This window comes from Telluria sp. BA11, from assembly GCF_056680305.1.
On record NZ_CM155275.1, the window covers coordinates 4,420,855 to 4,447,260 of the forward strand.

The 26,406-nt window shown below is 62.3% G+C and carries 27 protein-coding genes; 12 read left to right on the forward strand and 15 right to left on the reverse strand.

The features are described 5' to 3' along the window. Positions 1–44: 44 nt before the first annotated feature. Complete coding sequence (locus tag AC1MGT_RS19420; RefSeq protein WP_499501641.1) at positions 45–689, reverse strand: hypothetical protein; 645 nt, start codon at positions 687–689, stop codon at positions 45–47. Positions 690–1,062: 373 nt separating this feature from the next. After that, positions 1,063–1,458 carry a hypothetical protein gene (locus AC1MGT_RS19425; protein ID WP_499501642.1) on the reverse strand — a complete coding sequence of 132 codons (396 nt, stop codon included), beginning with the start codon at positions 1,456–1,458 and terminating at the stop codon, positions 1,063–1,065. A 373-nt stretch (positions 1,459–1,831) separates the two neighbouring features. Here AC1MGT_RS19425 and AC1MGT_RS19430 point away from each other — a divergent pair, with 373 nt between their 5' ends. Then, entirely contained in the window at positions 1,832–3,475 is a 1,644-nt protein-coding gene (locus AC1MGT_RS19430) for a methyl-accepting chemotaxis protein (RefSeq protein ID WP_499501643.1), read from the forward strand. A gap of 29 nt (positions 3,476–3,504) precedes the next feature. Here the strand turns inward: AC1MGT_RS19430 and AC1MGT_RS19435 are convergent, their stop codons facing one another. Beyond that, positions 3,505–4,962 (reverse strand): carboxylesterase/lipase family protein, encoded by a 1,458-nt coding sequence (locus AC1MGT_RS19435; RefSeq protein WP_499501644.1) that lies wholly within the window; start codon positions 4,960–4,962, stop codon positions 3,505–3,507. A 312-nt stretch (positions 4,963–5,274) separates the two neighbouring features. Between AC1MGT_RS19435 and AC1MGT_RS19440 the strand changes: the two genes are divergently transcribed. From AC1MGT_RS19440 to AC1MGT_RS19455, 4 genes are all read left to right on the forward strand, one after another. After that, entirely contained in the window at positions 5,275–6,933 is a 1,659-nt protein-coding gene (locus AC1MGT_RS19440) for a diguanylate cyclase domain-containing protein (RefSeq protein ID WP_499501645.1), read from the forward strand. A gap of 55 nt (positions 6,934–6,988) precedes the next feature. After that, the gene (locus AC1MGT_RS19445; RefSeq protein ID WP_332529872.1) at positions 6,989–7,720 is read left to right on the forward strand and encodes a helix-turn-helix domain-containing protein; all 732 of its coding nucleotides are present in this window, start codon (positions 6,989–6,991) and stop codon (positions 7,718–7,720) included. Positions 7,721–7,850: 130 nt separating this feature from the next. Then, entirely contained in the window at positions 7,851–8,828 is a 978-nt protein-coding gene (locus AC1MGT_RS19450) for a porin (RefSeq protein WP_499501646.1), read from the forward strand. Between the two features lie 99 nt (positions 8,829–8,927). Continuing rightward, positions 8,928–9,362, forward strand: a complete 435-nt coding sequence (locus AC1MGT_RS19455) for a hypothetical protein (RefSeq protein WP_499501647.1) — start codon at positions 8,928–8,930, stop codon at positions 9,360–9,362. On the opposite strand, the gene AC1MGT_RS19460 is transcribed toward AC1MGT_RS19455, so the two are convergent. The 3 genes from AC1MGT_RS19460 to AC1MGT_RS19470 all read right to left on the reverse strand — a co-directional run bounded on the left by AC1MGT_RS19460 (position 9,324) and on the right by AC1MGT_RS19470 (position 11,880). After that, entirely contained in the window at positions 9,324–10,346 is a 1,023-nt protein-coding gene (locus AC1MGT_RS19460; protein ID WP_499501648.1) for an SDR family oxidoreductase, read from the reverse strand. The genes AC1MGT_RS19455 and AC1MGT_RS19460 overlap by 39 nt on opposite strands. 209 nt (positions 10,347–10,555) lie before the next feature. Then, entirely contained in the window at positions 10,556–11,557 is a 1,002-nt protein-coding gene (locus AC1MGT_RS19465; RefSeq protein WP_499501649.1) for a sulfate ABC transporter substrate-binding protein, read from the reverse strand. A gap of 110 nt (positions 11,558–11,667) precedes the next feature. Continuing rightward, on the reverse strand, positions 11,668–11,880 hold the full coding sequence (locus AC1MGT_RS19470; protein WP_183550633.1) for a hypothetical protein: 213 nt from the start codon (positions 11,878–11,880) through the stop codon (positions 11,668–11,670). A gap of 140 nt (positions 11,881–12,020) precedes the next feature. On the opposite strand from AC1MGT_RS19470, the gene AC1MGT_RS19475 reads away from it, so the two are divergent. Both AC1MGT_RS19475 and AC1MGT_RS19480 read left to right on the forward strand, forming a co-directional pair. Further along, on the forward strand, positions 12,021–12,770 hold the full coding sequence (locus AC1MGT_RS19475) for a phosphatase PAP2 family protein (RefSeq protein WP_499501650.1): 750 nt from the start codon (positions 12,021–12,023) through the stop codon (positions 12,768–12,770). 11 nt (positions 12,771–12,781) lie between these two features. Continuing rightward, a complete protein-coding gene (locus tag AC1MGT_RS19480; RefSeq protein WP_499501651.1) occupies positions 12,782–13,618 on the forward strand; it encodes a metallophosphoesterase family protein in 837 nt (278 codons plus the stop codon). Positions 13,619–13,632: 14 nt separating this feature from the next. Here AC1MGT_RS19480 and cls read toward each other — a convergent pair whose 3' ends face one another. Both cls and AC1MGT_RS19490 read right to left on the reverse strand, forming a co-directional pair. Continuing rightward, positions 13,633–15,021, reverse strand: coding sequence for a cardiolipin synthase (gene cls, locus AC1MGT_RS19485; RefSeq protein WP_499501652.1), 1,389 nt, complete (start codon positions 15,019–15,021; stop codon positions 13,633–13,635). Next, the gene (locus tag AC1MGT_RS19490; RefSeq protein WP_499501653.1) at positions 15,018–17,222 is read right to left on the reverse strand and encodes a site-specific recombinase; all 2,205 of its coding nucleotides are present in this window, start codon (positions 17,220–17,222) and stop codon (positions 15,018–15,020) included. The genes cls and AC1MGT_RS19490 overlap by 4 nt, the downstream gene beginning before the upstream one ends. Positions 17,223–17,418: 196 nt before the next feature. On the opposite strand from AC1MGT_RS19490, the gene AC1MGT_RS19495 reads away from it, so the two are divergent. Then, positions 17,419–18,255 (forward strand): branched-chain amino acid aminotransferase, encoded by an 837-nt coding sequence (locus AC1MGT_RS19495; RefSeq protein WP_499504328.1) that lies wholly within the window; start codon positions 17,419–17,421, stop codon positions 18,253–18,255. A 71-nt stretch (positions 18,256–18,326) separates the two neighbouring features. Here the strand turns inward: AC1MGT_RS19495 and AC1MGT_RS19500 are convergent, their stop codons facing one another. From AC1MGT_RS19500 to AC1MGT_RS19515, 4 genes are all read right to left on the reverse strand, one after another. Beyond that, positions 18,327–18,995 carry a YiaD family glycine zipper/OmpA-like lipoprotein gene (locus AC1MGT_RS19500; RefSeq protein WP_499501654.1) on the reverse strand — a complete coding sequence of 223 codons (669 nt, stop codon included), beginning with the start codon at positions 18,993–18,995 and terminating at the stop codon, positions 18,327–18,329. Positions 18,996–19,103: 108 nt separating this feature from the next. Next, positions 19,104–19,250: a lmo0937 family membrane protein gene (locus AC1MGT_RS19505; RefSeq protein WP_005671362.1), complete on the reverse strand. Its 147-nt coding sequence runs from the start codon at positions 19,248–19,250 to the stop codon at positions 19,104–19,106. An 86-nt stretch (positions 19,251–19,336) separates the two neighbouring features. Beyond that, positions 19,337–19,561 (reverse strand): hypothetical protein, encoded by a 225-nt coding sequence (locus AC1MGT_RS19510; protein ID WP_499501655.1) that lies wholly within the window; start codon positions 19,559–19,561, stop codon positions 19,337–19,339. 172 nt (positions 19,562–19,733) lie between these two features. Then, positions 19,734–20,432, reverse strand: a complete 699-nt coding sequence (locus AC1MGT_RS19515; protein ID WP_499501656.1) for a glycine zipper 2TM domain-containing protein — start codon at positions 20,430–20,432, stop codon at positions 19,734–19,736. Between the two features lie 185 nt (positions 20,433–20,617). Between AC1MGT_RS19515 and AC1MGT_RS19520 the strand changes: the two genes are divergently transcribed. Continuing rightward, complete coding sequence (locus AC1MGT_RS19520) at positions 20,618–21,346, forward strand: Crp/Fnr family transcriptional regulator (RefSeq protein WP_332529883.1); 729 nt, start codon at positions 20,618–20,620, stop codon at positions 21,344–21,346. Between the two features lie 101 nt (positions 21,347–21,447). Here AC1MGT_RS19520 and AC1MGT_RS19525 read toward each other — a convergent pair whose 3' ends face one another. The 3 genes from AC1MGT_RS19525 to AC1MGT_RS19535 all read right to left on the reverse strand — a co-directional run bounded on the left by AC1MGT_RS19525 (position 21,448) and on the right by AC1MGT_RS19535 (position 24,204). Beyond that, complete coding sequence (locus AC1MGT_RS19525; protein WP_332529884.1) at positions 21,448–21,669, reverse strand: YMGG-like glycine zipper-containing protein; 222 nt, start codon at positions 21,667–21,669, stop codon at positions 21,448–21,450. Between the two features lie 20 nt (positions 21,670–21,689). After that, positions 21,690–22,016 carry a BON domain-containing protein gene (locus AC1MGT_RS19530; protein ID WP_499501657.1) on the reverse strand — a complete coding sequence of 109 codons (327 nt, stop codon included), beginning with the start codon at positions 22,014–22,016 and terminating at the stop codon, positions 21,690–21,692. A gap of 118 nt (positions 22,017–22,134) precedes the next feature. Further along, entirely contained in the window at positions 22,135–24,204 is a 2,070-nt protein-coding gene (locus AC1MGT_RS19535) for an AsmA family protein (RefSeq protein ID WP_499501658.1), read from the reverse strand. A gap of 210 nt (positions 24,205–24,414) precedes the next feature. On the opposite strand from AC1MGT_RS19535, the gene AC1MGT_RS19540 reads away from it, so the two are divergent. The 3 genes from AC1MGT_RS19540 to AC1MGT_RS19550 all read left to right on the forward strand — a co-directional run bounded on the left by AC1MGT_RS19540 (position 24,415) and on the right by AC1MGT_RS19550 (position 26,403). Next, the gene (locus AC1MGT_RS19540; protein WP_183550666.1) at positions 24,415–24,804 is read left to right on the forward strand and encodes a DUF4398 domain-containing protein; all 390 of its coding nucleotides are present in this window, start codon (positions 24,415–24,417) and stop codon (positions 24,802–24,804) included. A gap of 103 nt (positions 24,805–24,907) precedes the next feature. After that, positions 24,908–25,831 (forward strand): OmpA family protein, encoded by a 924-nt coding sequence (locus tag AC1MGT_RS19545; protein ID WP_499452988.1) that lies wholly within the window; start codon positions 24,908–24,910, stop codon positions 25,829–25,831. A 38-nt stretch (positions 25,832–25,869) separates the two neighbouring features. Further along, positions 25,870–26,403 carry a ferritin-like domain-containing protein gene (locus AC1MGT_RS19550; RefSeq protein ID WP_183550672.1) on the forward strand — a complete coding sequence of 178 codons (534 nt, stop codon included), beginning with the start codon at positions 25,870–25,872 and terminating at the stop codon, positions 26,401–26,403. Positions 26,404–26,406 lie beyond the last annotated feature (3 nt).

Genomic DNA, 26,406 nt, shown 5'->3' on the forward strand with positions numbered 1-26,406 from the left:
TAAAATACTTCCTGACAGTTAGGCTGGCAGGGAACCATTAGCGACTAGCTCGGACGTAAGGTCATTGCGTGCTGGATGGCCTGTTGAAATTTGATGCCGAGCGGCGTCGTAGGATAAGTCATGACTCCGTCATCGTCCCAACTTGCCCCTGTTTTCGTCAACGTCAAGCCGAGGCTTACTAGGTTCTGGCGCCACGTGTCGCGATCATCGCTGGGGGTCGGGTCCGCCAGTTCGTGAAGGTCATCAATGTATGCCATGTCGACGGCGTGCATGAGGCGTAGTAGATCAAAGCTGTCGATCACTTCATCTAGGTAGGCAGCAAAGAGTTTTGCCAGCATGCTTGGCTTTTCAAGGTCCGTAACTTTTTCAAGTACGAGGAAAAGAGTCTCGCCTACTTTCTCGGCTTGACCATCATCATTTACCAGTGTCGCCCGAAACGCTCTCGATTCGGCTGCTGCACGAAGGGCCGGCTCCTCAATAAATCGCGTGAGCTTTGTAACAAGAACGCGTGAGCGGATATCGTTAATTCCCTGAGCGATTTTCAAACAGCTTCCCACAATCGGGACAGCTTTGATCGCTTCGTTGTCCGTAACCAGGTCGAGCGCCGCTTCCGTGCCTTCAAGGAACGCTTCGAGGAAATTCCGGTTTGGCTTCATCGTTTCTACTTGGTGATTGGTCGGTACTGGCATCTTATTGGAAATCCCAGCGCAGAGGCTACTCCCATCGTTTCACAGGTTGCGTAAACGGTTTCCGCAAACCCTGCCTTATTTCGTCGGTTTGACCACATCTTCTACCTTCGATAGCCCTTGCGCGTGATCTGTTTATTCGTGTGTGCGAGCAGCTCGCTGGTGTCCTCGAGGCTGACAATTTCGCTTGCTGCCTTTGGCCGGATGTTTCGGAACTTAACGCACTGATGCGAAGGGCAAGATCGACGGCCATTCAATCCACCCTGACGCCGCGGATGATTGCGCTCACCAACGAACTGCGCAATGCGAAAGCTCTGCCTGCTGGTTGCGTGCCTGATGCTGATGTAAATTCGTGGCACGCTCGCGTCGCAGCGGATTACTCAAATGACCCATCAGGCAGCACCTTACCGCACCATGGACAGAACCGTGCGAAGGCGTAGTCGTCGTTGATGCACCAACAGGGATCTTCATTTCTGAACATCTCGAATGAAAACTTTGTTCCATCATCGCCGTCCACCGCTTCTTGCATTTGAGCACAGCAGTATTTCTCCGCTCTTTCTCTCGCGGTTATTCGACTGGGGTCGATAAAATCTAACCACTTCTGACATGATCGGCAATTTGCAACATGGATGATCTGTTGCGTTATCAACGGCGAAAAATTTTCGTCGTCCGCCTCGATGCAGCCGCTTACGGCGAGCCATACCGCCGAGTCACCCGTATCGCGTGGGGATAGATGATCTAAAAGATCAGCCCTCGCTTTCATGCAGTTCATAACAGCGCCTTTCAGTGGATTTTCCTCACACTCGCTGGTAAGCGATACTTCTGTTTTCGATATCGCTGCGCATCGCTAGCGAACAAATTGATGGTGCATACCTGACGGGGCAGGGAGTGGGCTATCTGGATGCCGGTACACGCTCAGGGCCGAACAGATTACGCGAACCGTACTGGCCTTTGAAGAGTGCCAGCTATGGCTAGCTACATGGTCCCACAAGACCAGGCACTCGCATCAGACACAGCGCATTGCCCGAACAACAACTGTGAATATTGTCAGACGGAAAGTCATGTTTCTTGTTCGAAATCTGGCCGAAGTTTGTGGATAATCGACCCCCTCAGCGACATCGTTCGCGCCCCACTTCCCATCCATCATGAAAAACTTCAGTATCAAGTACGTGATCGCCGCCGTCATCGGCTTGCTCATCCTTGCCGTCATTACTGTCGGCGTCCTCGGCTACCACTCCACGCAGCGCGCCGTTGACCTCCTCGAAAACCTCGCACTTACGACGGCCAACCAGCAGATCGGCATGTCCGACCTGAAAATGCGCATGGAAACCAACCGCAGCCACATCCTGCAGGCCCTGCAGCACAATCCTGAGAACAAGCACGCGGCGCTGCATAACCATCCGCTGACGTTCCACAGCGACTTCATCGCCAAGAACAGCGAAGAGATGCGTAAGGAGCAGCAGGAGCTGCAGGCGAGTCTGCGCTTCCCTGAAACGCGTGACCGTTTTGCTGCATGGATGACGGCTAGCGACAATCTGGGAATCGACATGATCGGCAATGCCATGCGGACGATTCAATCGGGTCAGTGGGATGACGCCAACCTGATGCTCGGCAAGCAGATCAACCCGACCTACAACAAGTCGACCGAGGCATTCGCTGCATTACAGACGCTGATGAGCGAGCGCAACGTCCGTCAGGGCAAGGAACTGCACCAGGAACTCGCCGTGCTCAACACGGTCGTGATTGCCGCCATCGTCGTGGCGATCCTGCTCAGCATCGGTGCTGCGTTCTACCTGGTCCGTGCGATCAATACGCCGCTGATGCAGGCCGTGGCCGTGGCACGCCGTGTTGCCGATGGCGACCTGAGTGTCCAGGCGCCGGTCAGCTCGACCAATGAATTTGGTCAGCTGCTGGCTGCCTTGCGTGACATGACCGCGTCGCTGGCCGGTATCGTCAAGGATGTGCGTAGCGAAAGTGAAGTGATTGCCACGGCGTCGACCCAGATCGCCGCCGGCAATATGGACTTGTCGGCGCGTACCGAACAGCAGGCCAGCGCCATCGAAGAGACGGCCGCGTCGGTCGAAGAGCTGACCAGCACGGTGCGCCAGAACGCAGAAAATGCGCGTCAAGCCAATGAGCTGGCGGCATCGGCCACGCAGATCGCGACCCGTGGTGGTTCGGTCGTGACCGAAGTCGTGGGTACCATGGGCGAGATCAATGCGTCGGCCCGCAAGATCGTCGACATCATCGGCGTCATCGATGGCATCGCGTTCCAGACCAATATCCTGGCGCTCAATGCCGCCGTGGAAGCAGCGCGTGCCGGTGAGCAGGGCCGTGGCTTTGCCGTCGTTGCAAGCGAAGTGCGCAATCTGGCGCAGCGTTCGGCCAGTGCCGCCAAGGAGATCAAGGAACTGATCGGCGACTCGGTCAGCAAGGTGGATGCGGGCACGCGCCTGGTCGACCAGGCCGGTGCAACGATGGAAGAAATCCTGCAGAGCGTGCGCCGGGTGGCGGGCATCATGGGTGAAATCAGTGTGGCCAGCGCCGAGCAGAGCTCGGGCATCGAGCAGATTCACCATGCGATCAGCCAGATGGACCAAGTGACGCAGCAGAATGCAGCCCTCGTCGAGGAAGCTGCCAGCGCCGCTACCTCGTTGCAGGAAAGCGCTGCCGGGCTGGCCGATCGCGTCAGCGTGTTCAAGGTCGCACCGGCCACCCTGTCAGCGCCGGTCCAGGCCGTCACGACGCGCCGCCCGAACGCAATTGCGTTCCAGCCGCAACTGGCCTGATGTAAATCCGGGCGCCGAAGGCTGGCGCTTCAGCGACGCTCGCCAGCCTTGGCGGGCGCCGTCTGCGCCGCATCGATGTCGGCGCCCCAGGCATCCTTGCCCATCACCGCAGTGCCGTTGGCGGTGAAGTCCATGATCGCGTCGGTCGAACGGGCGTAGCGGTCCCACGCCGGCAGCCCGGCCCCGTTCGGATCCCCGCGCTTCGCAAAATTCACCATATACGTACTCATCGTCTTGCCCATGCCAAGATCGCGGGCCGTTGCCTGCGCCCCGTACTTGACGGCCACCGTGTCGAAGAAGAACGGGATATCCGTGGCATGCCCGGCTCCAGCGCCCGGTTTTTCATTGGCCTGGTGCACATAGGAAAAGCGGTACGCATACACGGGCGCGCCGTGTCCGGCCAACGTCCCGGCCAGGCTGCGCGCACCGGCCACCATATATCCGGTCTTGCCGCCGATATCCGCGCTGGTTGCACCGATCATCACCGGCACCTTGTGCATGCGGCCTTCGGCAAACGCGGCGCGTGAATCGATCGCCAGCTTGCCGTCGACATATGGGCCGTGGTACGTCGGCTTGTCGCCCTGCATGAAGTTCGCCAGGTTCAAGCCATCGGCGATCGTGTCCGCCGGCAGCGCCCGCAGTTTCTCGAGCGCTTTTGGATCGTCCGCCGCGATGCCCTTGGCGCTCGCGAATTGCACGCCGATCCGTTCGACGTCGGCCAGCGGCGTCGGCGCCGTCCCGCCATCGCCGCCCGACATCACGACTGCCTTGGCGAACAACCCGTTGCTCATTGGCGAGGTCAGCAGCGTATTGACCGACATGCCGCCCGCCGATTCGCCGGCGATCGTGACATTGGCCGGATCGCCGCCGAACGCCGCCACATTGCGCTTGACCCATTCCAGCGCCGCGATCTGATCCATGAAGCCGTAGTTGCCGACCACGCCTTTAGCGCCGCTGGTGCCCGTCTCGCGCGTCAGCTGTGGATGGGCAAAGAAGCCGAAGCGCCCGATGCGGTAATTGAAGCTGACGACGAGCGCGCCCTGTTTTGCCAGTTCGGCGCCGGAATAGGTCGGGGGCGACGCGCCGCCGTTGACGAAGCCGCCACCATAGATCCAGACGATCACGGGTAAGGTACCTTTGGCATCGGCCGGCTTCCAGACGTTCAGGTACAGGCAGTCTTCGCTCGGCGTCGTGCCCAGTGGGGCGGCGTCGCTGGGGAAGGGCACTTGCATGCAATCTGCCGCGTACGCGGTTGCCTGCCGTACGCCCGCCCACGGCTTGACAGGCGCGGGCGAGCGCCAGCGCAGCGTGCCCACTGGCGGGGCGGCGAACGGGATACCTTTCCAGCTGGCGACGCCCGCATCGGTCGAGCCTGCCACCTTGCCGGTGTCGATGGTGATCACCGGTGCGTCTGGCGACGCGGTCGCGCCCGGCGCGGCCACGACAAGGGACACAGCAAACAAGGAAAGCAGGGAACGATGCGACATGGATGGGGCCTCTTGATCGGATGGTTGAACGGTTGTTAGCAGATAGTAATCGACCTGCGACAGTGAAGGCGGTACGGACGGCTACCGGGGGAGGGGCGGGGGGCAATCTTGTCCTGGAGGTGGTCAAGCCCCGCAATCTCCGTTACAGTGTTGCAATTCATCCAAAATAGCGGATCGGAAATTGTATTTCCACGGCGCATCTGCAGTAATCCGAAGTCACTACCGGTTTCGGCGCTATGATGATGAGCTATTACTCGTTTGCAAATACCGTACATGCAAGGTTTGCTCTGTAGATTTCGACTGTCCACCCTGATGACCCTGGCCGTGTGCGCTACGGTGGCACTGACGGTCGCTCTGCTGCTCGCGGTGGTCAATCATTTTGCGGTGCGCCAGGCCAATGCTGAAGCCCAGTTGCGCCTGCAACAGCTGTCTTGGCAAATGCGCGATTCGCTCAACCGCGTCGTCGAGCAGGCCACGGGCGACGCCCGCCTGCTGGCCGCTTTGCCGCAAGTGCGCAACGCGCGCAGTCCGGCGTCCGCGCGTATTGCGCTGGAAAGCCTGCAGCAAACGTTCCCCGATTACGCCTGGATCGGCCTGGCCGATATCAACGGCAAGGTCACTGCCTCGACCAAGGGCCTGCTTGAAGGCGCGGACGTCAGCGCCCGGCCATGGTTCAGGTCCGGCCAGGTGGGCGTGCGCGCCACCGATTACCATCCTGCCGTCATGCTTGAAAAGCTCATGCCCCATGGTAGCGATCCATGGCGCTTCGTCGATGTCTCCACGCCCGTCTTCAGCCATGACGGCGAGATGTTCGCCGTGCTCGGCCTGCACCTGAGCTGGGACTGGGCGCGGCGCCAGGCGCGCAAGCTTCTAACCCCGGCATTGCGCGAATATGGCGCCGAGATCCTGGTCGTGCGCAATGACGGGACCGTCATGCTTGGCCCGCAAGAACTGGTCGAGAAAAAGATTTCAACGGAAAGCCTGCGCCGCGCCCGGCTGGGCGACACGGGCGCGCTGCGTGAAGCGTGGCCCGATGGGCGTACCTATCTCACCGGTTATAGCCAGACGGGCCAGATCGGCAACGAGGCGTCGCTGAACTGGGCGGTGCTGGTGCGCCAGGACGAAGACAAGGCGTTACAGAGCGCCAAGCTGCTGCAGCACCGGATGCTGATGTGGAGCGGCTTGCTGGGCGTGGTGCTCGCCGTGATCGCGGCCTTGCTGGCGCAGCGCCTGGCGCGCCCGATGACGCGCTTGGGCGAGGCGATCGAGCGGGTGACGGAAGCGACTGCCAGCGGTCACGAGTTGCCAACGATTCCGCATATCCAGGGCTTCTACGAAGCCAATATGCTGTCGCGCACGATGCGCAACCTGGTCGAGAGCGAAGAGCAATACCGGAGCGCCCTGCAGCAGATGAATGAACACCTGGAATCGAAGGTGGCGCAGCGTACGGCCGAACTGCAGGCATTGCTGCTGCGCGACGTGCTGACGGGGTTACCGAACCGGCGGGCGCTACTCGAAACGCTGCCCGAGGCGATGGGCCGCGCCAGCCGGGGTGGGCGTCCGGCGGCGTTGCTGTTCATCGACATGGATGGCTTCAAGGCGGTCAATGACAACCACGGCCACGAAGAAGGCGACGAGCTGCTGCGCCAGTTTGGCGCGCGCCTTGCCGGTGCGATTCGCATGACCGATATGGTTGCGCGCCTGGCGGGTGACGAATTCGTCGTCGTGCTGGAAATGCTGACCTCGCGCACCGATGCCGAGGAAACTGCCTGGAAGCTGCTCGACCGCGTGCGCGAGCCGTATCAGCTCAGCACCACCGAAGTCACCGTGGGCGCCAGCATCGGCGTCGCGGTCTTCGCGCCGGGCGACAAGCCCGATCTCGATGCCTGGCTGGCGCGCGCCGACCATGCGATGTACGCCGCCAAGCGCGGCGGCAAGAATGCGGTGGCGCTGGCTGCCGTACCAATATGAGGCGCAGGCTGGCCTTCACGCCCCAAGTTGTCCTTTGCGATTGCCAGTAGCCTCCATGAACCAAATCAGCCAGATCATCGCCACCATCAAGCGTCAGCTGAAACTGCAGGGACTGACCTACCGTGACGTTGCCGTCGCGCTCGACTTGTCCGAGCCAAGCGTCAAGCGCCTGTTCGCCAGTGAGCAATTTACCCTCGACCGGATCGTCGAAATCTGCAGCCTGCTCGGCTTCACGCTGGCCGAGATCACGCAGGAAGCCCAGGCCGGCCAGCGCCGCCTGCGCACGCTCAGCGCAGGGCAGGAAGCCGAGCTGGTGTCGGATCCGAAGCTGTTGCTCGTCGCCGTCTGCGCGCTGAACCACTGGCGCATGCTCGACATCCTTGGTGCTTATGCCCTGACCGAAGCGCAATGCGTCCAGCATCTGCTCCATCTCGACCGCCTGCAACTCATCTCGCTCTTGCCGGGCAACCGCATCCGTGTGAACGTGGCGCGCGATTTCGACTGGCTGCCGGATGGCCCGATCCGGGCGTATTTCCGCGAGCAGGGCTTGCCCGAATTTGTGGCCGGCGCGTTCGGCGGGGTGGGCGAGTCGCTCGATTTCGCGCATGGGATGCTGACCGAAAGCGCGCGCGCCAAGCTGCAGCAGGAGCTGCGCCAGTTGCGCAGCCGCTTTGCGCAATTGCACGACGAAAGCCTGGCCGCGCCGCTGGCGCAGCGGCGTGGTACCGGCTTGCTGCTTGCCCTGCGCGAATGGGAGCCAGCAGGCTTTGCGTGCCTGCGCCGGTAGAGTATGATCGGTTACACATGCTGCACAGTGACGAAGCGAAAGCAGCCGCTTCTGCAAAGTAATGTGAAGTAATAGACAGATGGGTTCGCGACATTTCGCGGATAGTAGGTGTCAGGGAGATTGTGACGCCATGAAAATGTCTTTCATCGCTATGGCCGTGCTGGGTTCGAGTGCGGTATGTGCTTCAGCACAGGACTCGGTGGCCACCGCAAGGGGCGCCGGCAAGGTTGCGATCCCTGAAAGCGTGTGCGCGCAAGATTGCCTGGCCCAACTCCAGCTGGGCGCGCGCGCCGATGGCGTCACTGCGCCCGCCGGCAATGCCGTCTTCACTCGCGAATCTTCCGTCGGGCCCGAGCCAACCACCGGGCACGTCGGCGCCGGCACGCTGACCGTTGGCCGGCAATTCAATATCGACTACACGACGCTCAATGACGTCGGCGACCCATTCCACGGTGGCCTGGCCGCCCAGGCGGCGCCACGCGGCGCACGCGCTGACGACAGCGTCGCTTACGAAGGCAAGCTTGCCGGTGTGTCGACCGGCGCCAAGTGGGGCAAGGGCGACGTCGACGGTTCGCCCTCGGGCCGCGCCTGGGGCATGTCGGTCGGCGTCAATCTCGGGCCGCTGACGATTCGCGCGGCCCACCAGAACCGCAACGTGGCCAAGGTCACGCGCTACGACCAGGTCGACATCACGATGGCCGCCAAGAATTCCATCGTTGCCGCCAATATGCGCTTCGACTGGGGCACGGCGTACGCCGCCTACAGTGCCAGCCGCGGCTGGGGCAGCTCGCCGCTGTTCAATCCCGATAATCCCTACAGCGCCGGCGTGGCCGCCACACGTTCCACCAACAGCCGCGACGTGCTTGCCGGGGTGGCTGTGCCCATGAGCCACTCGACCACGCTGCTGGCCTCCTACATCCGCCGCAACGACCGCGACCTGTCCAACCGCGATGCGCGCCAGGTCGCCGTTGGCGCCAGCTACGCCGTCTCGCGCCGCATGGATTTCTACGCAGCGTATTCGCGCATCCAGCATCTGGCCGGCGTGCATCTGGGCGTCAAACCGGGCAATGGCTCGTCGCTCAACGTCGGGATGCGGCGCGCTTTCTGATCACAGCGTGCCCGTTCGTGCGCCGTCCCTGCGTTGCGACAGGAATCGGCAAAATTCAGTAATGTGTCTCCATGGTTCATTAACTATTGAGGAGACCTTATGACTGGTACCAGCACACTTGATCCGGATAACTTCCCAGAAGCACCAGACCGCAGCCTGGGCAAGGGCCATGGCGTCGACGCACTCGGCCCGAGCGACTTGTCGGACACCGGCAGCGATGTCGTGGGCGGTCCTGGCTTTGCCAGCAATATCGATCCCGAGCAAACGCTCGACTTCGACGGCGGCACCACGTCCGACCTCGAAGCCGGTCACGCAGGTGAAACGGCCGGGCCGGATGTTGGCGACGCCGATTTCTCGGGCGACAGCGACCGCAGCGGTACGGGCGAACGCGCCGCAGCTGGCCGCGACGCGGTTGTCAGGGACGGCGCCGACATCGACACCGACCGCGTCGAGTCGATCCCCGATCTGCCACTGAGCGAGGATGACACCGACTTCTTAACGAGTCTTCCGCCGGGTCAGGACGTAAGCCGCTAACAAGGCGCCGCTGCCCAGCAGGGCAGCGTTGATGTACTTCGAGCGCAGTGCTGCCGCCGTGTATTCGCTGTGCTCGATGACGTGATGTGGCGAGCCCTGGCGCTCGCGCAGTTCACGCGTGTAGTCAGGCTTGTGCAGGGCGTCGCGCCGGCTTGGGTCGGTGTCGACGTCCAGCTTCTGGTTCACGAACATCGTCGCCTGCAGGAATTTGTCGAACACGCGCGGCAGCAGGCGCGCGCCCGTCGAATTCATCTTGGCCGCACCACCGACGAAGACGTCGCGCTTCGGGTGCTGGGCCGCATACAAGATCGCATCAGCAACGATTTCTGGCGCGTAGACCGGCGCCGGCAGCTTCGGTTCCTTGTCCATATAATTCTTCGCGTGCACGGCAAACATCGTGTCGATCCCGGTCGGCTTGATCAGCGTGACCGACATCGGTGCGCCTTCCTTGTCCAGTTCGATGCGCAGCGCATCCGTGAAACCCTTCACCGCGTGCTTGGACGCCGCGTACATGCCTTGCAGCGGGATCGCGTGGTCCGACAGCTCGCTGCCCAGGTTGATCAGCGCGCCGCCGCCGCGCAGCTTCATGCGCTTGACCGCTTCCATCGAACCATTTACCACGCCCCAGAAGTTGGTCTGGAACAGGCGGTGATGGTCTTCGGGCGCCACATCTTCCATCCGGCCAAAGATCGAGATACCCGCATTGTTGATCCAGGTGTCGATACGGCCGAAGCGCTCGATGGCGGCGTCGCCAATGCGCGCCACATCGTCGATATTGCCCACGTCCGCCGTGACGGTGACGACCTCGGCGCCGATCGTGGTCAGTTCTTCAGCCAGGTGGGCGAGAGCGTCGTCGGCGCGTGCCGCGAGCACCAGCTTGGCGCCGCGTTCGGCAGCCATGCGCGCCGTGGTCAGGCCGATGCCGCTGGTGGCGCCCGTGATGACGATGACTTGCTCGTTGATTTTCTTCAGTTTGACTGACATGGATGATCCTTTTTTGCTTTAATTGGTCGAGGAAGGTGTTAGTGAAATGATCACTTCGTGTTTCATAGTGATATTTCAAGAGAAAACGTGGCGCGCGGGTGACGGGGCGGTGCCGGCAGTCGCCCGATAACTAAAAACGCCGTTCCCACACAATGCGGGAACGGCGTTTCACGAGGACTGCGCGGGCGCAGGCGCAGGTAGGCGACAGGTTATTTCTTGGAGTAAATCTGATCGAACACACCGCCGTCAGCAAAGTGGGTTTTCTGCGCCGCGGTCCAGCCACCGAAATCGCTGATCTGGAACAGCTTGATCTGCGGGAACTGCGACGCGTATTTCTTGGCGAACTTCTCGACCGAAGGGCGGTAGTAGTTCTTGGCGATGATGTCCTGGCCCTGGTCGCCGTACAAAAATTCGAGGTAAGCCTGCGCCACAGGCCGCGTGCCGCGCTTGTCGACGGTCTTGTCGACGACGGCCACCGGTGGCTCGGCCAGGATGCTGACCGACGGTGCGACAATCTCGAACTTGTCCGGACCGAGTTCACGCAGCGCCAGCAGTGCCTCGTTTTCCCAGGCCAGCAGCACGTCGCCGATGCCACGCTCGACGAACGTGGTGGTGGCACCGCGGGCGCCCGAATCGAGTACCGGCACGTTCTTGTACAGGCGCGCCAGGTAGTCGCGCGCCTTGGCGTCGGTGCCGCCCGGCTGGCGCAGCGCGTAGCCATAGGCGGCCAGGTGGTTCCAGCGCGCGCCGCCGGACGTCTTCGGATTCGGCGTGATCACCGAGATGCCCGGCTTGACGAGGTCGCCCCAGTCGCGGATCTGTTTTGGATTGCCCTTGCGCACCAGGAACACGATGGTCGACGTGTACGGCGCGCTGCGGTACTTGAGCTTTTGTTCCCAGCCCGGATTGATCAGGCCCTTGTCGCGGATGGCGTCGATGTCGTAGGCCAGCGCAAGGGTGACGACATCGGCCTGAAGGCCGTCGATCACCGAGCGCGCCTGCTTGCCCGAGCCGCCGTGCGATTGCTTGATCGTGACGTTGTCGCCGGTCTTTGCTTTCCAGTGCCTGGCAAATGCCGCATCGAATTCGTGGTACAGCTCGCGCGTCGGATCATACGATACGTTGAGCAGGCTGATGTCGGCAGCAAATGCAGGCGCATGCGCCAGAAGGGTCAGGGCTGCCAGCGAGCGGATGAAGGTTTTGCGAAGCATCGAGTGTCTTTCTCCAGGTTAGAGACGGTAGAGTACGGTCTCGGGCTATAGAAAGAAAACGAATAAATTCAAGCAACCTTATACGATTTCTGCGCCGGCACAGGTGCGGCTCAGTTTGCCTTCGACAGGATGACCAGCCAGCGGCGGAACAGCAGGATTTCAACATGGCCGGCTTCGACGCCGGTATCGCACTCAATGACTGGATTCACGGCGTAGAAACGCTTGCGGAAGTCGCGGGTCACCAGGATTTCGCGACGGCCAATGCGGACCATGAAAGGGGTCGGGGCGTGTTCCATACCAAAAGAGCTATTGAGCGTGGTCATGTTCGTTTCCTCGTATCGAGTGGTTATGCAGTGAAGTAAGAATACCATAACTACTGTATGAATCAACAGTTACTGTTCGGGCATACAGTAGTTTTTGTCGTGTGTGGTATTTTCGCCAAGTCAGTCATAATCGCGTCATCATGACCAAAACACTGCCACGTCTCCAGCGCTTTGCCGCCAACCGCTTCTCTGCCGAGGGCGAATACGGGCTGCACCTGACCATCGGCGTGGCGCTGCTGCTCGCTGCGATGGCGGTGTTCGCCCAGCTTGCCGGCGCCGTCGTGGCCGGCGCGCCGATCACGCAGTTCGACGCCGACATCGCCAACTGGCTGCACCTGCACGCGCGCCAGGGCGGCCTCTTGCGTGACGTGCTCCTGCTCATCACCCATATCCACAGCACCCCGGGCATCCTCATCATGGCCTTCTGCGCGGCGCTATGGCTGTATCGCAGCGGTCACCGTTACTGGACGATGGCAGTCATCGCCAGCGTGCCGGGTGGAATGCTGCTCAACGTCGCGCTCAAGCACACGTTCGAGCGCGCCCGGCCGCACTTCGACGAGCCGATCGTCATGTTGACCACCTATAGTTTCCCCAGCGGGCATACGATGGCCGCCACTGTGCTGTATGGCGTGCTGGCCTGCTATTTCGCGCGCCGCGCCCGGTCATGGCCGGGCAGGGTGCTGCCGTTCGTGCTGGCGGCCCTGATGACTGGCGCCGTGGCGTTTTCACGCATGTATCTCGGCGCGCACTATCTCACCGACATCCTGGCCGCACTGACGGAGGGCTGCGGCTGGCTCGCGATCTGCATCAGCGGCACCGCCACCCTCAATCGCCGCCGCAGGGCCCGTGAACAGCGCCAGTCCGGTGCGGCCTCACCCCAAGACATGTAAGGAATTTTTCGATGCGCACTCTCGTTCACCTTTCCGACCTGCACTTCGGCCGCGTCGACCAGGCCCTGCTCGGTCCGTTGCGCGAGCTCGTGCACAGCATCGCGGCCGACGTCGTCGTCATTTCGGGTGACCTGACCCAGCGCGCCAAGGTGGAAGAATTCGAGGAAGCGCGCGCGTTTCTCGATTCGCTGCCGGGGCCGCAGATCGTCGTGCCGGGCAACCACGATATTTCGCTGTACAACGTGCTGCGCCGGTTTGCCCGGCCGCTGTCGCGCTATCGCCGCTACATCACTGACGATCTCGAGCCGGTCTTCATCGACGACGAGATTGCCGTCGTGGGCGTCAACACGGCCCGTTCGCTGACCATCAAGGACGGGCGCGTCAGCCACGAGCAGATCGCCGCGCTGCGCGAGCGCCTGAGCGGTCTGAGCCCCGATGTCACGCGCATCGTCGTCACGCACCACCCGTTCGACTTGCCCGATCACTTCGAAAAACGCGACCTGGTCGTGCGCGCGCCGCTGGCGATGGAAGTGTTTGCCGAAACCGGTGTCGATATCCTGATGGCCGGGCACATGCACGCCAGCCACGCCGGCAGCACGGCGGCGCGTTACCAGATCGATGCCTATGCGGCGCTGGTGATCCAGGCCGGCACGGCGACCTCGACGCGCGGGCGCGGCGAAGTCAATTCATTCAATGTGGTGCGGGTAGACGCGCAGCGGGTCGAGATCGACCGCTATGGCTGGGATGCGGTGGGCGGCAAGTTTGAAGTGCTCAATACCGAAAAGTTCATGCAGGCAGGCAGCGTGTGGTCGCCGCACACCGACGGCATGCTGGCAGCGGGGCTCTGAGGCCCCAGGCGCTGTCAGATCCAGTATTCGGTCAGGCGCGCCATCGCTTCACGCAGGCGGTCGGACCATGGCCGCCGCTTCCACGCGTCGAGCTTGATTTCCTTCGAATGGACGACGTCCTCCCTGAACGCTGCCTCCATTTCGCGCCCGAAGGCCGGGTCCAGCACGACCACATTGACCTCGTAGTTGTGGATGAAACTGCGGCGGTCGATATTGGCCGAGCCGATGGATGACCACATGCCATCGATCACCGTCGTCTTGGCATGCAGGACGGCCACCTGCAACTGGTGGATGCGTACGCCACCTTCAAGCAGCTCTTCATAGAACGATTCCCCCGCATGCCGGATGAAGCCGTGGTCGGACACGCCCGGCAGCACGAGCTGCACGTCCACGCCGCGCTTGGCGGCAGCGATCAGGCCGTCGACGATCTGGCGGTCCGGCACGAAGTACGCAGCCGTCAGGTGGATCGATTTCTTCGATTCGCCAATGGCGACGACGAGCGACTTGTAGATGGCCGAATCGTGCTCTGGCGACGTGGCCAGCACCCGCACCACCTTGTCGCCCGCTGGCGCCAGTTGCGGAAAGTAATCGATCTGCGGCAATTCGCCGGCGTCCTGATGCACCCAGTTGTCGATGAACGCCCATTGCAGCGCGCCGACGGCAGGACCCTGAATCTTGATGTGCGTATCGCGCCAGCCGACCTTGTCCTGGCTCACGTCGTCTGGGCGCTTCTTGGACCGGAACAGCGAGCTGTTCGCGTAGGTGCTGCTGATGTTGATACCACCGGTAAAGGCCACGAGGCCGTCGACGATCATGATCTTGCGGTGATCGCGGTTGTTCAGCGCCCATTTGCCGGGCCGCTTGGTGGGGTCCACCGGATTGAAGACCAGCACGTTCACGCCGGCCTGGCGCAGCCGGTCGAAGAATTCCTTCGGCGTGGACAGCGTGCCGACCCCATCGACCATGATATTGACCACCACGCCTTCGCTGCGCTTCTGCATCAGGATCTCGGCAAACTGCCCACCGATCTCGTCATGGTCGAAGATGTAGGTTTCCAGATTGATCGATTTTTTGGCCCCGCGCGCCGCTTCCATCATCGCGCGCATTGTCGCCGGGCCGTCGAACAGCAGCGTGACCGCGTTACCGGCAATCATCGGCACCCCGGTGGCCTGTTCTTCCAGCACCGCCAGCGCCTTGAGGTCGGTCGACGCGCGCGCCCAGCGCCGCTTGAGCAGCGCTGCCGCCTGTTTCTGCTTGAGTTCGCCATGCTGCGTCGTGACCGTCGGCGTCGACTGGTCAGGCCCTCCGGTCATGGTGCTAGCATCGGGCAGTGACTTGCAGGCCGTGACCGCGCAGGCGAGAGCGGCGATGGCACACCAGGCGGCGAAGCGCTGTTTGATCATTTTGATCCTCGTACGGGTTCTGCATCGGGGGGCGCCAATTGGCGGTGCTTGGGGCCGAGGAAGAATTCCACCGGCGAATACGCGAAACGGCGGCCCAATGCCTGCACCAGCAGGATGCCGCGCTTGAAGCGGATCTTGCGTGCGCGCAGCGCAACCCACAGCGCCAGGCCGAAGCTGACCAACAGGTTGACCGTGCCGATCAGCAGCACACCGGCCGTCGCATTGATGAGTTGTGGCACGGTCATCTGGTAGTCGAGCGCCACCAGCGCGGTCGCGAAGTTGGCGGCCGAGAACGTAATGTGGCGAATGTCGATCGGCAGGCCCAGCAGGAAGCCGACCGTGCCCGTGGTGCCGAGCAGGATGCCGAAGAAGAAGTTACCCATCAGGCCGCCGAGGTTATTCTCGACATACGCGCCCAGGCGCGCTAGCCGTGCTGGACCCAGCAGCGTGCGCAGGCCGCGCAATTGCTGGACGCGCTGGCCCATGCGGGTGTACAACGCCTTGTTGTCGTAGTAGCCCGATACCAGGCCGGCCACGAACAGCCAGACACCCGCCACCGCTGCATAGAACAGGGCAGGGCTGTTGACGGGATCAATCTCGTTGAGCAGGTGCAGCGCCTTGATCGGGTCGACCAGATGCTCGCCCCGGTACCAGCGCACGCCCTCGGCGATGGCCCAGGCCACCGGAAACGCGACCAGCACGTTGCCGAGCACCGCCACCATTTGGGTGCGGAATACTTTATTGACGAGCTCAGCAAGCCGGTCGACGTCGAGGCCGCGCCCGGTCGCCGAGCGGTGCAGCGAGGCCGCGATGCGCTGGGCGGTCATGGCCGGCTGCTTGGTTGCGACGGTAAAGTGCAGCATGTGGATCAGCACGAAGCCGAACGAGTAATTCATGCTGAACAAAAAGGCCTGGACCAGCGGTGGCGAGTGCAGATAGCCCAGCAGAATCTTGAGCAGCGCCATGAAGCCGACGATGAAGCCGGCGCCGGACGACGACCACAGCATCTTGCGCAAGCCCTTGCGGTCTTCGGCGATGTAGTGCTCGCCGGTGCGGCTGGCGTTTTCGGTGACATTGCGCGCCAGAAGGTCGACGTTGTCGCGCACCAGGTTCGTCACCTGATACTTGGTGTTGTGCGCTTCGATGAGTTCTTCGGCCAGCTCGATCACGGCGCGCTCGCGCGCAGTCAAAACAGCCGGCGGCGGGTCAGTGTCCGTCACGACGGCGAGATTGCCTTGGGTCGAGGGCGTGACGGCCGATGCGGCCGCGCCGGCAAGCTGCGGGGTCGCGGCTGCCATGGCGGTCAGCACGCCCTGGGTTGCGGCTTGCATGTCCGCCGTGTCGGCATTCGTGGCAACTTCGGGCACGTCCACCAGGAACAGCAGCTTTTGCAGACGGTCGATACTTTGCTGCAGCGCGACCAGCAGGTAGGTCAGGGCGATGCTGGTGCCGCTGCTCAGCGCCAGGCGCCGGATCTTGAGCACCACGTCTTCGCACTGGTCGAGCATCACGAGCAGGTGGCGCGCGTCGTCCGGGCGCGGGATGTCCCCATTCAGGTAGCGCGCGTATTCATCCAGGTACCGGTTGACCTCGATGTTCTGCATCAGGAACGGCGAATCGAAGTTCTCGATCTGGCTGTAGCTGTGCACCAGGCGCGGCTCCAGGCCCAGCGCGCAGACGCGGCACGACAGCGTGCGGATCGCATCGAGCAAGCCCTTGAGCGTGACCACGCGTGCGCGGCCGGGATTCGCATCGGCCGGGACCGGCGCGCTTTCGATCACATGAAACAGCGCCATCCAGTCAGTGTCGGGCACCGCGCGGATCCACTCGTAATCGTCCTGGCGGTACAGCACCTGGTCGAGTGCATCGGACAGGTACAGGTCTTCCAGTGCCGGCGGCAGGAAACGGTACGTGATACGGCTTTTCAGCTCGGTGACGAAACCATCGTTCGACAGGATGCCGATGTCACTGTACAGGCTGGTATGGCGGCGCTTTTCGAGCAGCGTGGTGATGTAGCGGCGCAGCGCCCAGGCCTGGTCGGGATTGCCCTTGAGAAGCTGGGTCAGCGTACGCACGGACTGGGCCGGATCGTCCACGGTTTGCCATACCCAGCGCTGGCGCGGGCGCAGATGGCACACCAACTCAACCAGCAGGTCGATATTGTCACTGTTGGGGTCGATTCGTTCGAGCGTAGCAAGCATGAAAAAAATTGATACTGGAAAGCCTCAGTGTACGCGACGAGCCCGGCCTGAATGGTGTGGCAACGAACAATAACGTCGTGGAAATGTCTGTATGGCACTTTTAATGCCCGAACTGGCAATGGTGGCGGCTGGACGAGGGCAGGGCAATCCCGCTACACTGGACTGGATTTGCAATGTTGCAGTGACGAAGGAAACCATGTACCTCACGTATTTCAACGGCCAATGGGCCGAGGGCAATGTGCCCTTGTATGGCGCGATGGACCACAGCCTGTGGCTGGGTTCGTCCGTCTTCGACGGCGCGCGTTCGCTTGCCGGCAAGCTGCCCGACCTGCGGCCGCACCTCGAGCGCGTCATCAGCTCCGCCGACAAGCTAGGCCTGGCCTGCCCGCTGAGCGTGGACGAGATGGAAGCGCTGGTGCACGAAGGCGTCGCGAAGTTTGCGCCGGATGCCGAGCTGTATGTGCGCCCGCTCGTGTTTGGCACGGAAGGCTTCCTGATTCCGGTTGCCGAAAAAAGCCAGTTCGCGCTGACGCTGTTCGATGCGCCGCTGCCACCGTTCGTCGGGTTTTCGGCCGGCCTGTCGACGATGCGCCGGCCACAGCCGAGCATGGCGCCGACGGACGCCAAGGCGTCGGCCCTGTACGCCAACTCGACCCGCGCCATGCGCGAAGTGAAGGCGCGCGGCTTCGAGCAGGCGATCATGCTCGACGGTGAAGGCCATGTCGCTGAATTTGGGGCCTCGAACCTGTTCCTGGTCACGGCCGACGGCAAGGTGGTCACGCCCCGCTTGAACGGTACTTTCCTGGCCGGCATTACGCGTGCGCGTGTGATGGCGCTGCTGGCCGGTGTGGGCATCGAGGTCGAAGAACGCACGGTCGAAGAAGCCGAACTGCGCACGGCGCGTGAAATCTTCAGCACCGGTAACTATGGCAAGGTCACGCCATGTACCCGCTATGAACACCATGTGCTGGAAGTCGGGCCGGTCGCAAGCCAGGCGCGCGAGCTGTATCTGGCGTTCACGCAGGCCGCGTAACCGGACCTGATCTGTGCCAATGACAAAGGCCGGCAATTGCCGGCCTTTTGTATTGCTACCGCACGTGGCGATTAGCCGCGTGCTGGTTCCGCGACATAGATCTCGACGCGACGGTTGCGCGCCTTGCCTGCGTTGTCGTTGTTCGACGCGATTGGCTCGCGCGAACCGCGGCCTTCGATGGTGATGCGGTTCGGGTTCACGCCGCGGCCTGCCAGGTAGTCACGGGTGCGCGATGCGCGATCGACCGACAATGGCTGGTTGATGCTGTCGCTGCCGGTGCTGTCGGTGTGGCCGATGATCACGACATTGGTGTTCGGGTTTTCTTGCAGCGTCGAAGCGAAGCGCTGCAGCACTGGCTGGAAGTTGCTCTTGATGTCCGAGCGGCCCGTGTCGAACGAGATGTCGCTCGGGATTTCCAGCTTCAGGCGGTTGTCCGAGGTCTGGGTGACTTGCACGCCGGTGCCCTGGGTCGCTTGTTCCATGGCTTGTTTTTGCTGTTCCATGCGCTTGGACCAGATATTGCCGATCACGGCGCCGGCTGCTGCGCCAATCGCTGCGCCGCCAGCCACACGGCCGCCGCCACCGCCGCTGGTCGTGCCGCCGATCAGGCCACCCAGGCCTGCGCCGATGCCGGCGCCGGTTGCGGTGCCGCGCTGGGTGCCGGTCATGTCTGCGCAACCGGTGGCCGTCATGACGACGATGGCAACTGCTGCGGTGGTTTTGATGAAGTTTTTGTTCATGGTGGAACTCCTTAAAAGTAAGAAATCCGTTTCGCTGTCACGCCATCAAAAGGCGCGACCGCGAAACGGATTGGATTTTACGACAAGCAGAGACTTGCCATAAAAATGCTATATACCGCGGCCGCTGATCAGGCGAACCAGGATCATGATGACGGCGACGACGAGCAGGATGTGGATGAAACCGCCGATGGTGTACGAGGTCACCAAGCCGAGCAGCCAGAGAATAACGAGGACAACAGCAATTGTGTACAGCATGATGAATCTCCTAGAAGGGGTGCGCCGGTTGCGCTGTGAGACCAGTATGTTGTTTCCTGAGAGCGACTACCGTACGATGGCGTACATTAAACGCAACTTTTTTGTTTTTGCACGCCAGGGATCCAGCCCATCATCCCGATCAGGCCGGTAAAGCCGATCAGACACGTCAACAGGCCACCAGCGATCAGGAAGACGACATCGTGGGCCTGCACCAGTTCTTGCGCAGCAGGCGCCGGGCTGGCCGACAGCAGGCCGAACAAAGTCAGTACCATTCCCCAAATAATGATGCCGATCCAGGTCAAGGTGGTCATGTGGGTCTCCCTGATTGATGCTGTTCGCCAATCGATTCAGCATGGGAACAATTGTCGCCTTAGCTCATCAATAATTCCGTGCGATGGCACACATTGCAATTAGGAAAAAAATTGACCGGGATGCTTGCGCGATCCCGGCCAATGGTGTTGCTGCAAAAAAGCTGATTCTTGGTTATGCCACCGAGCGCAGACGGCCCTTGACGATGCGCACGCGGTCGCCGCTGCCCCATTGTGGCTGGCTGGTCTGGCGGAAGGTACGCAGCGTGCCGTCATCCAGGCGCACCCGGATTTCATAGCTGGTCGTTGCCTTCACATTGCCCTCGACCTGGTTGCCGACGACAGCGCCGCCGATGGCGCCAGCCGCCGTGGCCAGCGTCTTGCCATTGCCACCACCGATCTGGTTACCCAGCAAACCGCCGAGGACGGCGCCACCGGCTGCGCCCAGGCCACTGCCTTCGGCGCGCTGCTTGATCGCGCGCACCGATTCCACGTTGCCGCAGTTTTCACACCAGTTGCTCTTTGCTGCCAATTGGGTCGGCTCGCTTTCCTTGATCTGCGTCACAGGCGCAGCTTGCTTTACAGGTGCCGGTGCAGGTACGGGAGCCGGCGCAGGGGCATAGGCTTGCGCCGGCGCCTGGGCATCGGCAGGGTAGGCGTAGCCAGCTTGCGGCGCACCTTGTGGGAGGGTCGACGCGAGTGCCAGGCGATCGGCCTCGGTCAGCTGACGGTTGGCCGTGCCGCCGACCGACGATGGCAGCCAGCCCATGATGGCGGCGGTGCCGACCAGCGAGAACAGCACAACAGCGGCGGCGGCCAGCAGCAGCAGCGGGTGGGTGCGGTTCTTGACCGGCATGGTTGGAGGGGTTGTCATCTTTTGTTCCTTTCGTATAGGCATTAAGCCGGATGTTCAATGATTGTCCTCAGGAACAACTAATGCTTCCGTGCGTCACCGTACATACCTGCGCACCCTGTGCGATTAGGCTCCATCACATTGTGTGTAAATGTAACTGGTCGTAGCGGTCCCGGCTGGCCCACGTACCAACCTGTGAGGAAATAATGAATTCTGCCGTCCACCCGCCTGTCTTCGAGCCCAACAGTAATTTGTTACTCGCAGCACTTCCCCCGCAAGATCTCGCCCAGATGCTGCCGCAGCTCGATGAGGTCAGGGTGGAAGCTGGCCAGGTCTTGTGCGAAGCGGGCGATCCCATTCTTCACATTTATTTCCCCCACGATTGCCTGGTGTCGCTGCTGGGCGTGGCCGAAGGGCGCATGACGCTCGAGGTCGGCCAGGTCGGGCGTGAAGGGATGCTTGGCGCTACCACGGCGCTGGGCCACGACATCACGCAGGTGCGCGCCGTCGTACAGCGCGCCGGTAGCGCGAGCCGGATGGAGGGCGGCCGCTTTCGCCTCGAAGTCTCGCGCAATCCTGCATTGCAGCGGGTGCTGTATCGCTACACCGATTCCTTGCTGGCCCAGGCGATCCAGATCGCCGTGTGCAGCCGTTTTCACGTGCTCGAGGCGCGGCTGGCCCGCTCGCTGCTCGTCACCCGCGACCGCCTTCAATCGGATAAATTCCATCTGACGCACGAGTTTCTCGCGCATGCATTGGGCGTGCGCCGGGTCGGCGTGACCAAGGCGGCCAGCGCGCTGCAGCAGCAGGGCCTGATCAATTACAGCCGGGGCAATATCGAGATCCTCGACCCGGAACGCCTGGCGGCAGCGGCGTGTACCTGCTACCAGATCGTGCGCGAAGCGGGCGCTGCACCGGCCACTGATACCGTCTGAGTGATCCACGCCGTAGTGCGTTCTCCAATGCAAAACGCCCGGCAAGCCGGGCGTTTTGCATTCACTGACAGTGCGCTGGCATTGCTGCCAGCGAACGGGAATCAGTTGGTGGTCTTGACTTGGTTGCCGACCACGCCGCCGACAGCTGCGCCGCCAACGGTGCCGATTGCGCTGCCGCCGGTCAGGACGCCACCGAGCACAGCGCCGGCGCCAGCGCCGACTGCGGTGTTACGGTCTTGCTTCGACATGTTCGAGCAGCCGACCATACCGAAAGCGGCGGTCGCCAGGGTTGCCGTCACTACCAGGTTTTTGATGAGTTTCATGAAGTTCTCCTTTGATGGGGTTATTTCAGGCGCAGGTCATTCCTGACCGATTTCACGCCGTTGACGGTTCGCGCGGCCGAAGCCGCTGCGGCGACGCTGTCGGCCGAAGAGACGAATCCCTGCAACCGGACAATGCCTTGGTACGTATTGACATCCAGATCGGACACCTTCAGGTCGGGATCGCGCCTGATGGCGCTGTGCACCCCGGCAGTAATGACATCGTCCTGGACCGCTTCGACCTTGCCGAAACCGGGTAATCCGGACGTACATCCCGTCAGTACTCCACCAGCCAGTGCGACCAGTAAAACAGGGATGCTGCCAAAACGCTTGATGCTCGATCCGTTCATGCGGGTGTTTCTTTTCTTGATGACCTGACGCGATCATAGTCAGGATTGCCAAATTGATCTGTTCGGCAACACACAGAGTCCGTGCCAGGTTGTTACAGGTTGTATCCGTCAGGCTATTTCAGCGACGCTGGCGCCGACCCGGTGGCGGGGCACTGGGCGCCTCGCGTGCCTGGGCCAGCAGCCGTGCGCAATCGCTGTCTTCGCCCGGGCCCGTATTGATCAATGGGAGCAGGGCGGCCAGGGGCGCGGCCACGACGGCTAGTGCTGCGGCGCCGCCCGCTTTCATTGCCAGCACGCCCTTGTCGATGGCCACGTCCGGCTTGCTGAACGGACCGCGCACATACAGTGGCGCGCGCAGCGAAAAGATGCGCAGCGCCTTGGTTTCGGGCCGGATGCGCAGTTCCATCTGCTCGCCCGCCAGGTTGATGGCGCCGTCGACGGTGATGATGGCTTCCTCGGTGTCGACGATGAAGCTGCGCGTGCGCGCGACGCCATCCTGAACGGCAAAGTCGGCCGCCACGCAGTTGAGCTCCACTTGCTTGTCGCCGAACAGCTTGGTGACCACGATGTTCGCCACGTTCAAGCCCGCCATTTCCAACAGCATCTTGCTCACCGTGCCTTCACTGACGAGCGCCTTGAGTTCACCATTGGATGTGGCCAGCAGCGATGCGACCGAGTTGCCGGTGGCCGACAGTTTGGCGTCCGCATTGATCTGGCCCGCTGTGGCCTGCATCTGCTCGATCTTCGGGAACAATTGCTTGATGCCGATCTTGCGTGCCCGCACGTCCGCCATCGCCTTGATGGCATTCTTGCCGCCGCGCCCGCTGCCATCGAGACGAATGGTGGTGCGCACGGCGCCGCCGGCCATGCCGAATTCAAGGGGATCGAGCCGGAGTACGCCGTTGTCCATCTTGATGTGACTGCTGAGCTTGCTGATCGGCAGCGCCTTGTCACGCACGATATTGTCCGCCGCAAAGCGCACGTCGGCATCCAGCGCTGTCCAGCGTTCGGTGTGGAATTCTTCCACCGGCAACACTTTGCCGCTCGGCTGCTTCGTCTCGACGCCGCGCGCCGCCTTGCTGGCGTTCGAATCGGCGCCGACGAGTGGCGCCAGATCGGCAAACACGAGCTGACGCGAGCGTACATTGCCCGACAACACCGGACGCGCGCCACCGGTGGCGTACTCGAGGCGCCCACCGATATCGCTCGCGCCAACCTTGCCGGCAAAGCCGTCATACACCCAGCGGCTCGCATCCTTTGCCAACCGGCCGGTCAGGCGGCCCGATGTGGAAAACGCCGGCGTTTCCGGCAACAGCACGCCGGTAAAGTGATACAGGCGCGCCATGCTGGCGCCGGCCAGTTCAAGTTGCACGTCCAGCGCGGCAAGCCGGGCCGGATTGGTGACGGTGCCGGTAATGGCGATGCGCGTCTTGCCCGATTTGAATTCACCCTGGATCGGGTAGGGCGCGGTCTCGTCCTTCAGCGAAAACACCGAGCCGAGCTTGCCGCCGCCGCCCACTTTCGCGCCGTTGTAGTCACCGTCCAGCGTGAACGCCACGCCATAGACCGGATCGCGCTCAAGCGTGCGTACCCGGGCCGTCACATCGGCTTTGGTGACCGCATCCTTGACGTGAATGATGCCGTCGGTCAGCACGACGCGCTCGAGGTCGAGATTCCAGCGCGACGGTTGCTCGTTGCGCTGGAAGGTCCAGTTATTCGTGGCCGCGTTCAGGCGCAGCAGGTCGACGCGGGGCGCGTCGAAGCGCAGCAGCGGGATGCCGATGCGTTTGTCCAGCAGCGCGAGCGGATCGAGCGAGAAGGAAAACTGGCCCACGCTGGCCATGTTCCCGGCGGTCATGCCGGCCGGATTGCCAATCGTGGTGTTGCGCGCGACAAGGTAGGGCCACGGGATGTGGTCGCGCCACGTGCGCTCGGCCGGCGCCATCCGCGCCGCCGGGCGTTCCCACGAGACAGTCAGGTCGCCATGGATGGCAAACGGGCGGTCGATGGCGTCGCTGACCTTATTGTTGATCCACGGCCGCGCGCGGTTCCAGTCGAAGGTCGCGATGACGATGATGGCGATGACGGGCAAAGCGATCAGCACGGCAAGGGCCCAGAGGCCGATCTTCTTCTTGCTGCGGCGCGGCCCCGGTGGGCGCTGCGCCGCCAGCGGCGTTGGCTCGGCCATGAATGTCCTTTATCAGTAGTGGATGTGATGCGTGCGGCGAGGGTAGCCTACGCGAGTCTGTGTCAACGTGCGATGGCGCACCCAGTGCCGGCGATAGGCTTCGCATGCACAGCGGGTGCGCATCGCTGCAGGCAATGTGCGTCACCGAACTGAGCGCATTCCATAACAGGTTTATAACGTTATCTACACCACTTCCGAGGAGAAAATGTAATGAATAAACATCAATCGATGACCGGGTTTGCCCGCCTTGGCTGCGTTGCCGCTCTACTGGCACTGACAGCTTGCGCAAGTCCTGACAAGGCGCCTGCGACGGCGGACGTGGCTGTCTCGCGCAACGCGATCGAGAACGCCGTATCGGCAGGTGCAGCTGACCTGGCACCGGCGGAAATCACGGCGGCGCGCGAGAAGATGGGCAAGGCCAACCAGGCCCTGGCCGCACGCGACTACAAGCTGGCGCGCGAACTGGCAGTTCAGGCTCAGGCCGACGCCAAGCTGGCGCAAAGCAAGGCTGTGTCGAGCAAGGCAACTGCTGCGTCGACCCAGCTGAATGAAGACTTGCGCGTGCTGCGCGAAGAAGTCGACCGCGCCAATACCAACTAAGAGCAACTAAAACTCAGCAAGCAATTGCACTGTCTCCTGTCTGTCGCAGACAGGAGTCCGCGCCGACGATCCGGCGCATATGGAAAATAAAAGGAATAACAACATGAAAAACCGCAAATCCGCCGTATCGATCCTGGCCGCCGCCGTGCTGGCCGCTGCCTGCGCCAGCGCACCGATGACCACGCCGACGCTCGACCAGGCGCGCGCCGACTTTGTCAGCGCCAACAATAATTCGCAGGTCTCGACCTACGCACCGCTCGAATTCAAGCAAGCCAGCGAAGCCCTCGACCAGGCCAACCAGGCTGCTGCCCGCCGCGAAAGCCTGAGCGACATCGACCGTCTGGCCTATGTCGCCAAGCAGCGCATCGCCACGGCGCAAGAAGTTGCCAAGGGCAAGGCCGCGGAAGCGAATATCGCCGACGCAACGCGTCAGCGCGACATGGTTCGCCTCGATGCCCGCACCGCCGAAGCCGATCGCGCCAAGCGCGACGCTGAAGCCGCCCAGGCTGCTGCCCAGCAGGCCCAGGGTCAGGCGCAGCAAGCCCAGATGCAGGCACAGGCAGCGCAGGCTGAAACGGCTGCGATGGCCGAACGCGCTGCCAAGCTCGAAGCGCTGCTGGTCGACCTGCAGGCCGTGAAAACCGAACGCGGCTTTGTCGTCACGATCGGCGACGTCCTGTTCGCTACTGACCAGGCCGTGCTGAATGCGAATGGCGTTTCGACGCTGCGCAAACTGGCCGACGTGATGGCCCAGAACCCGAACCGTACCGTGCTGATCGAAGGTTTCACCGACAGCACCGGCAGCGAGAGCCACAACCAGCAACTGTCGGAGCGTCGCGCCAGCGCCGTCGCCACCGCGCTGGCCGGCCAGGGCGTGCCACGCGAGCGCATTGCGATGCGCGCCTACGGCGAAGCCTTCCCTGTTGCATCGAATGACAGCGCAGCAAGCCGTCAGCAGAATCGTCGCGTCGAAATCGTTCTGTCGAACGAAGGCGCCGCCATTCCGCCACGCGCAGCAGCACGTTGAACACATTTTTTGAACTGACTCTGAATTAAGGAATGACAATGGAACAAACCAACAACCTCGGCCACGGCTTTGATGTCTCCGCAATCCGCAAGGCAGCCGCCAACCTCGACGACGGCGCCGTCACCGAGGGCTACCAGGCCGACCGTGAAGCGGTCATCGCGATGCTGAACGATGCACTGGCCACCGAACTGTTGTGCGTCATGCGCTACAAGCGCCACTACTACACGGTCAGCGGTCCAGGCACCGGCCAGATCAAGGCCGAGTTCCTCGAGCACGCGCAGCAAGAGCAGGAACACGCCGACCGCATCGCCGAACGCATCGTGCAACTGAACGGTTCGCCAGATTTCAACCCGGCCACGTTTGCTGCCCGCAGCCACGCCGAATACGATGCGTCGGAGAACGCGCAGGACATGGTCCGCGCCGACCTGATCGCCGAACGTGTGGCGATCGAATCGTATCGCCAGATGATCGTGGCGATCGGCGACAAGGATCCAACCACCCGCAACATGCTGGTTGAAATCATGGCCGTTGAAGAAGAACACGCCGACGACATGCGCGACCTGATGGCCTGAGCC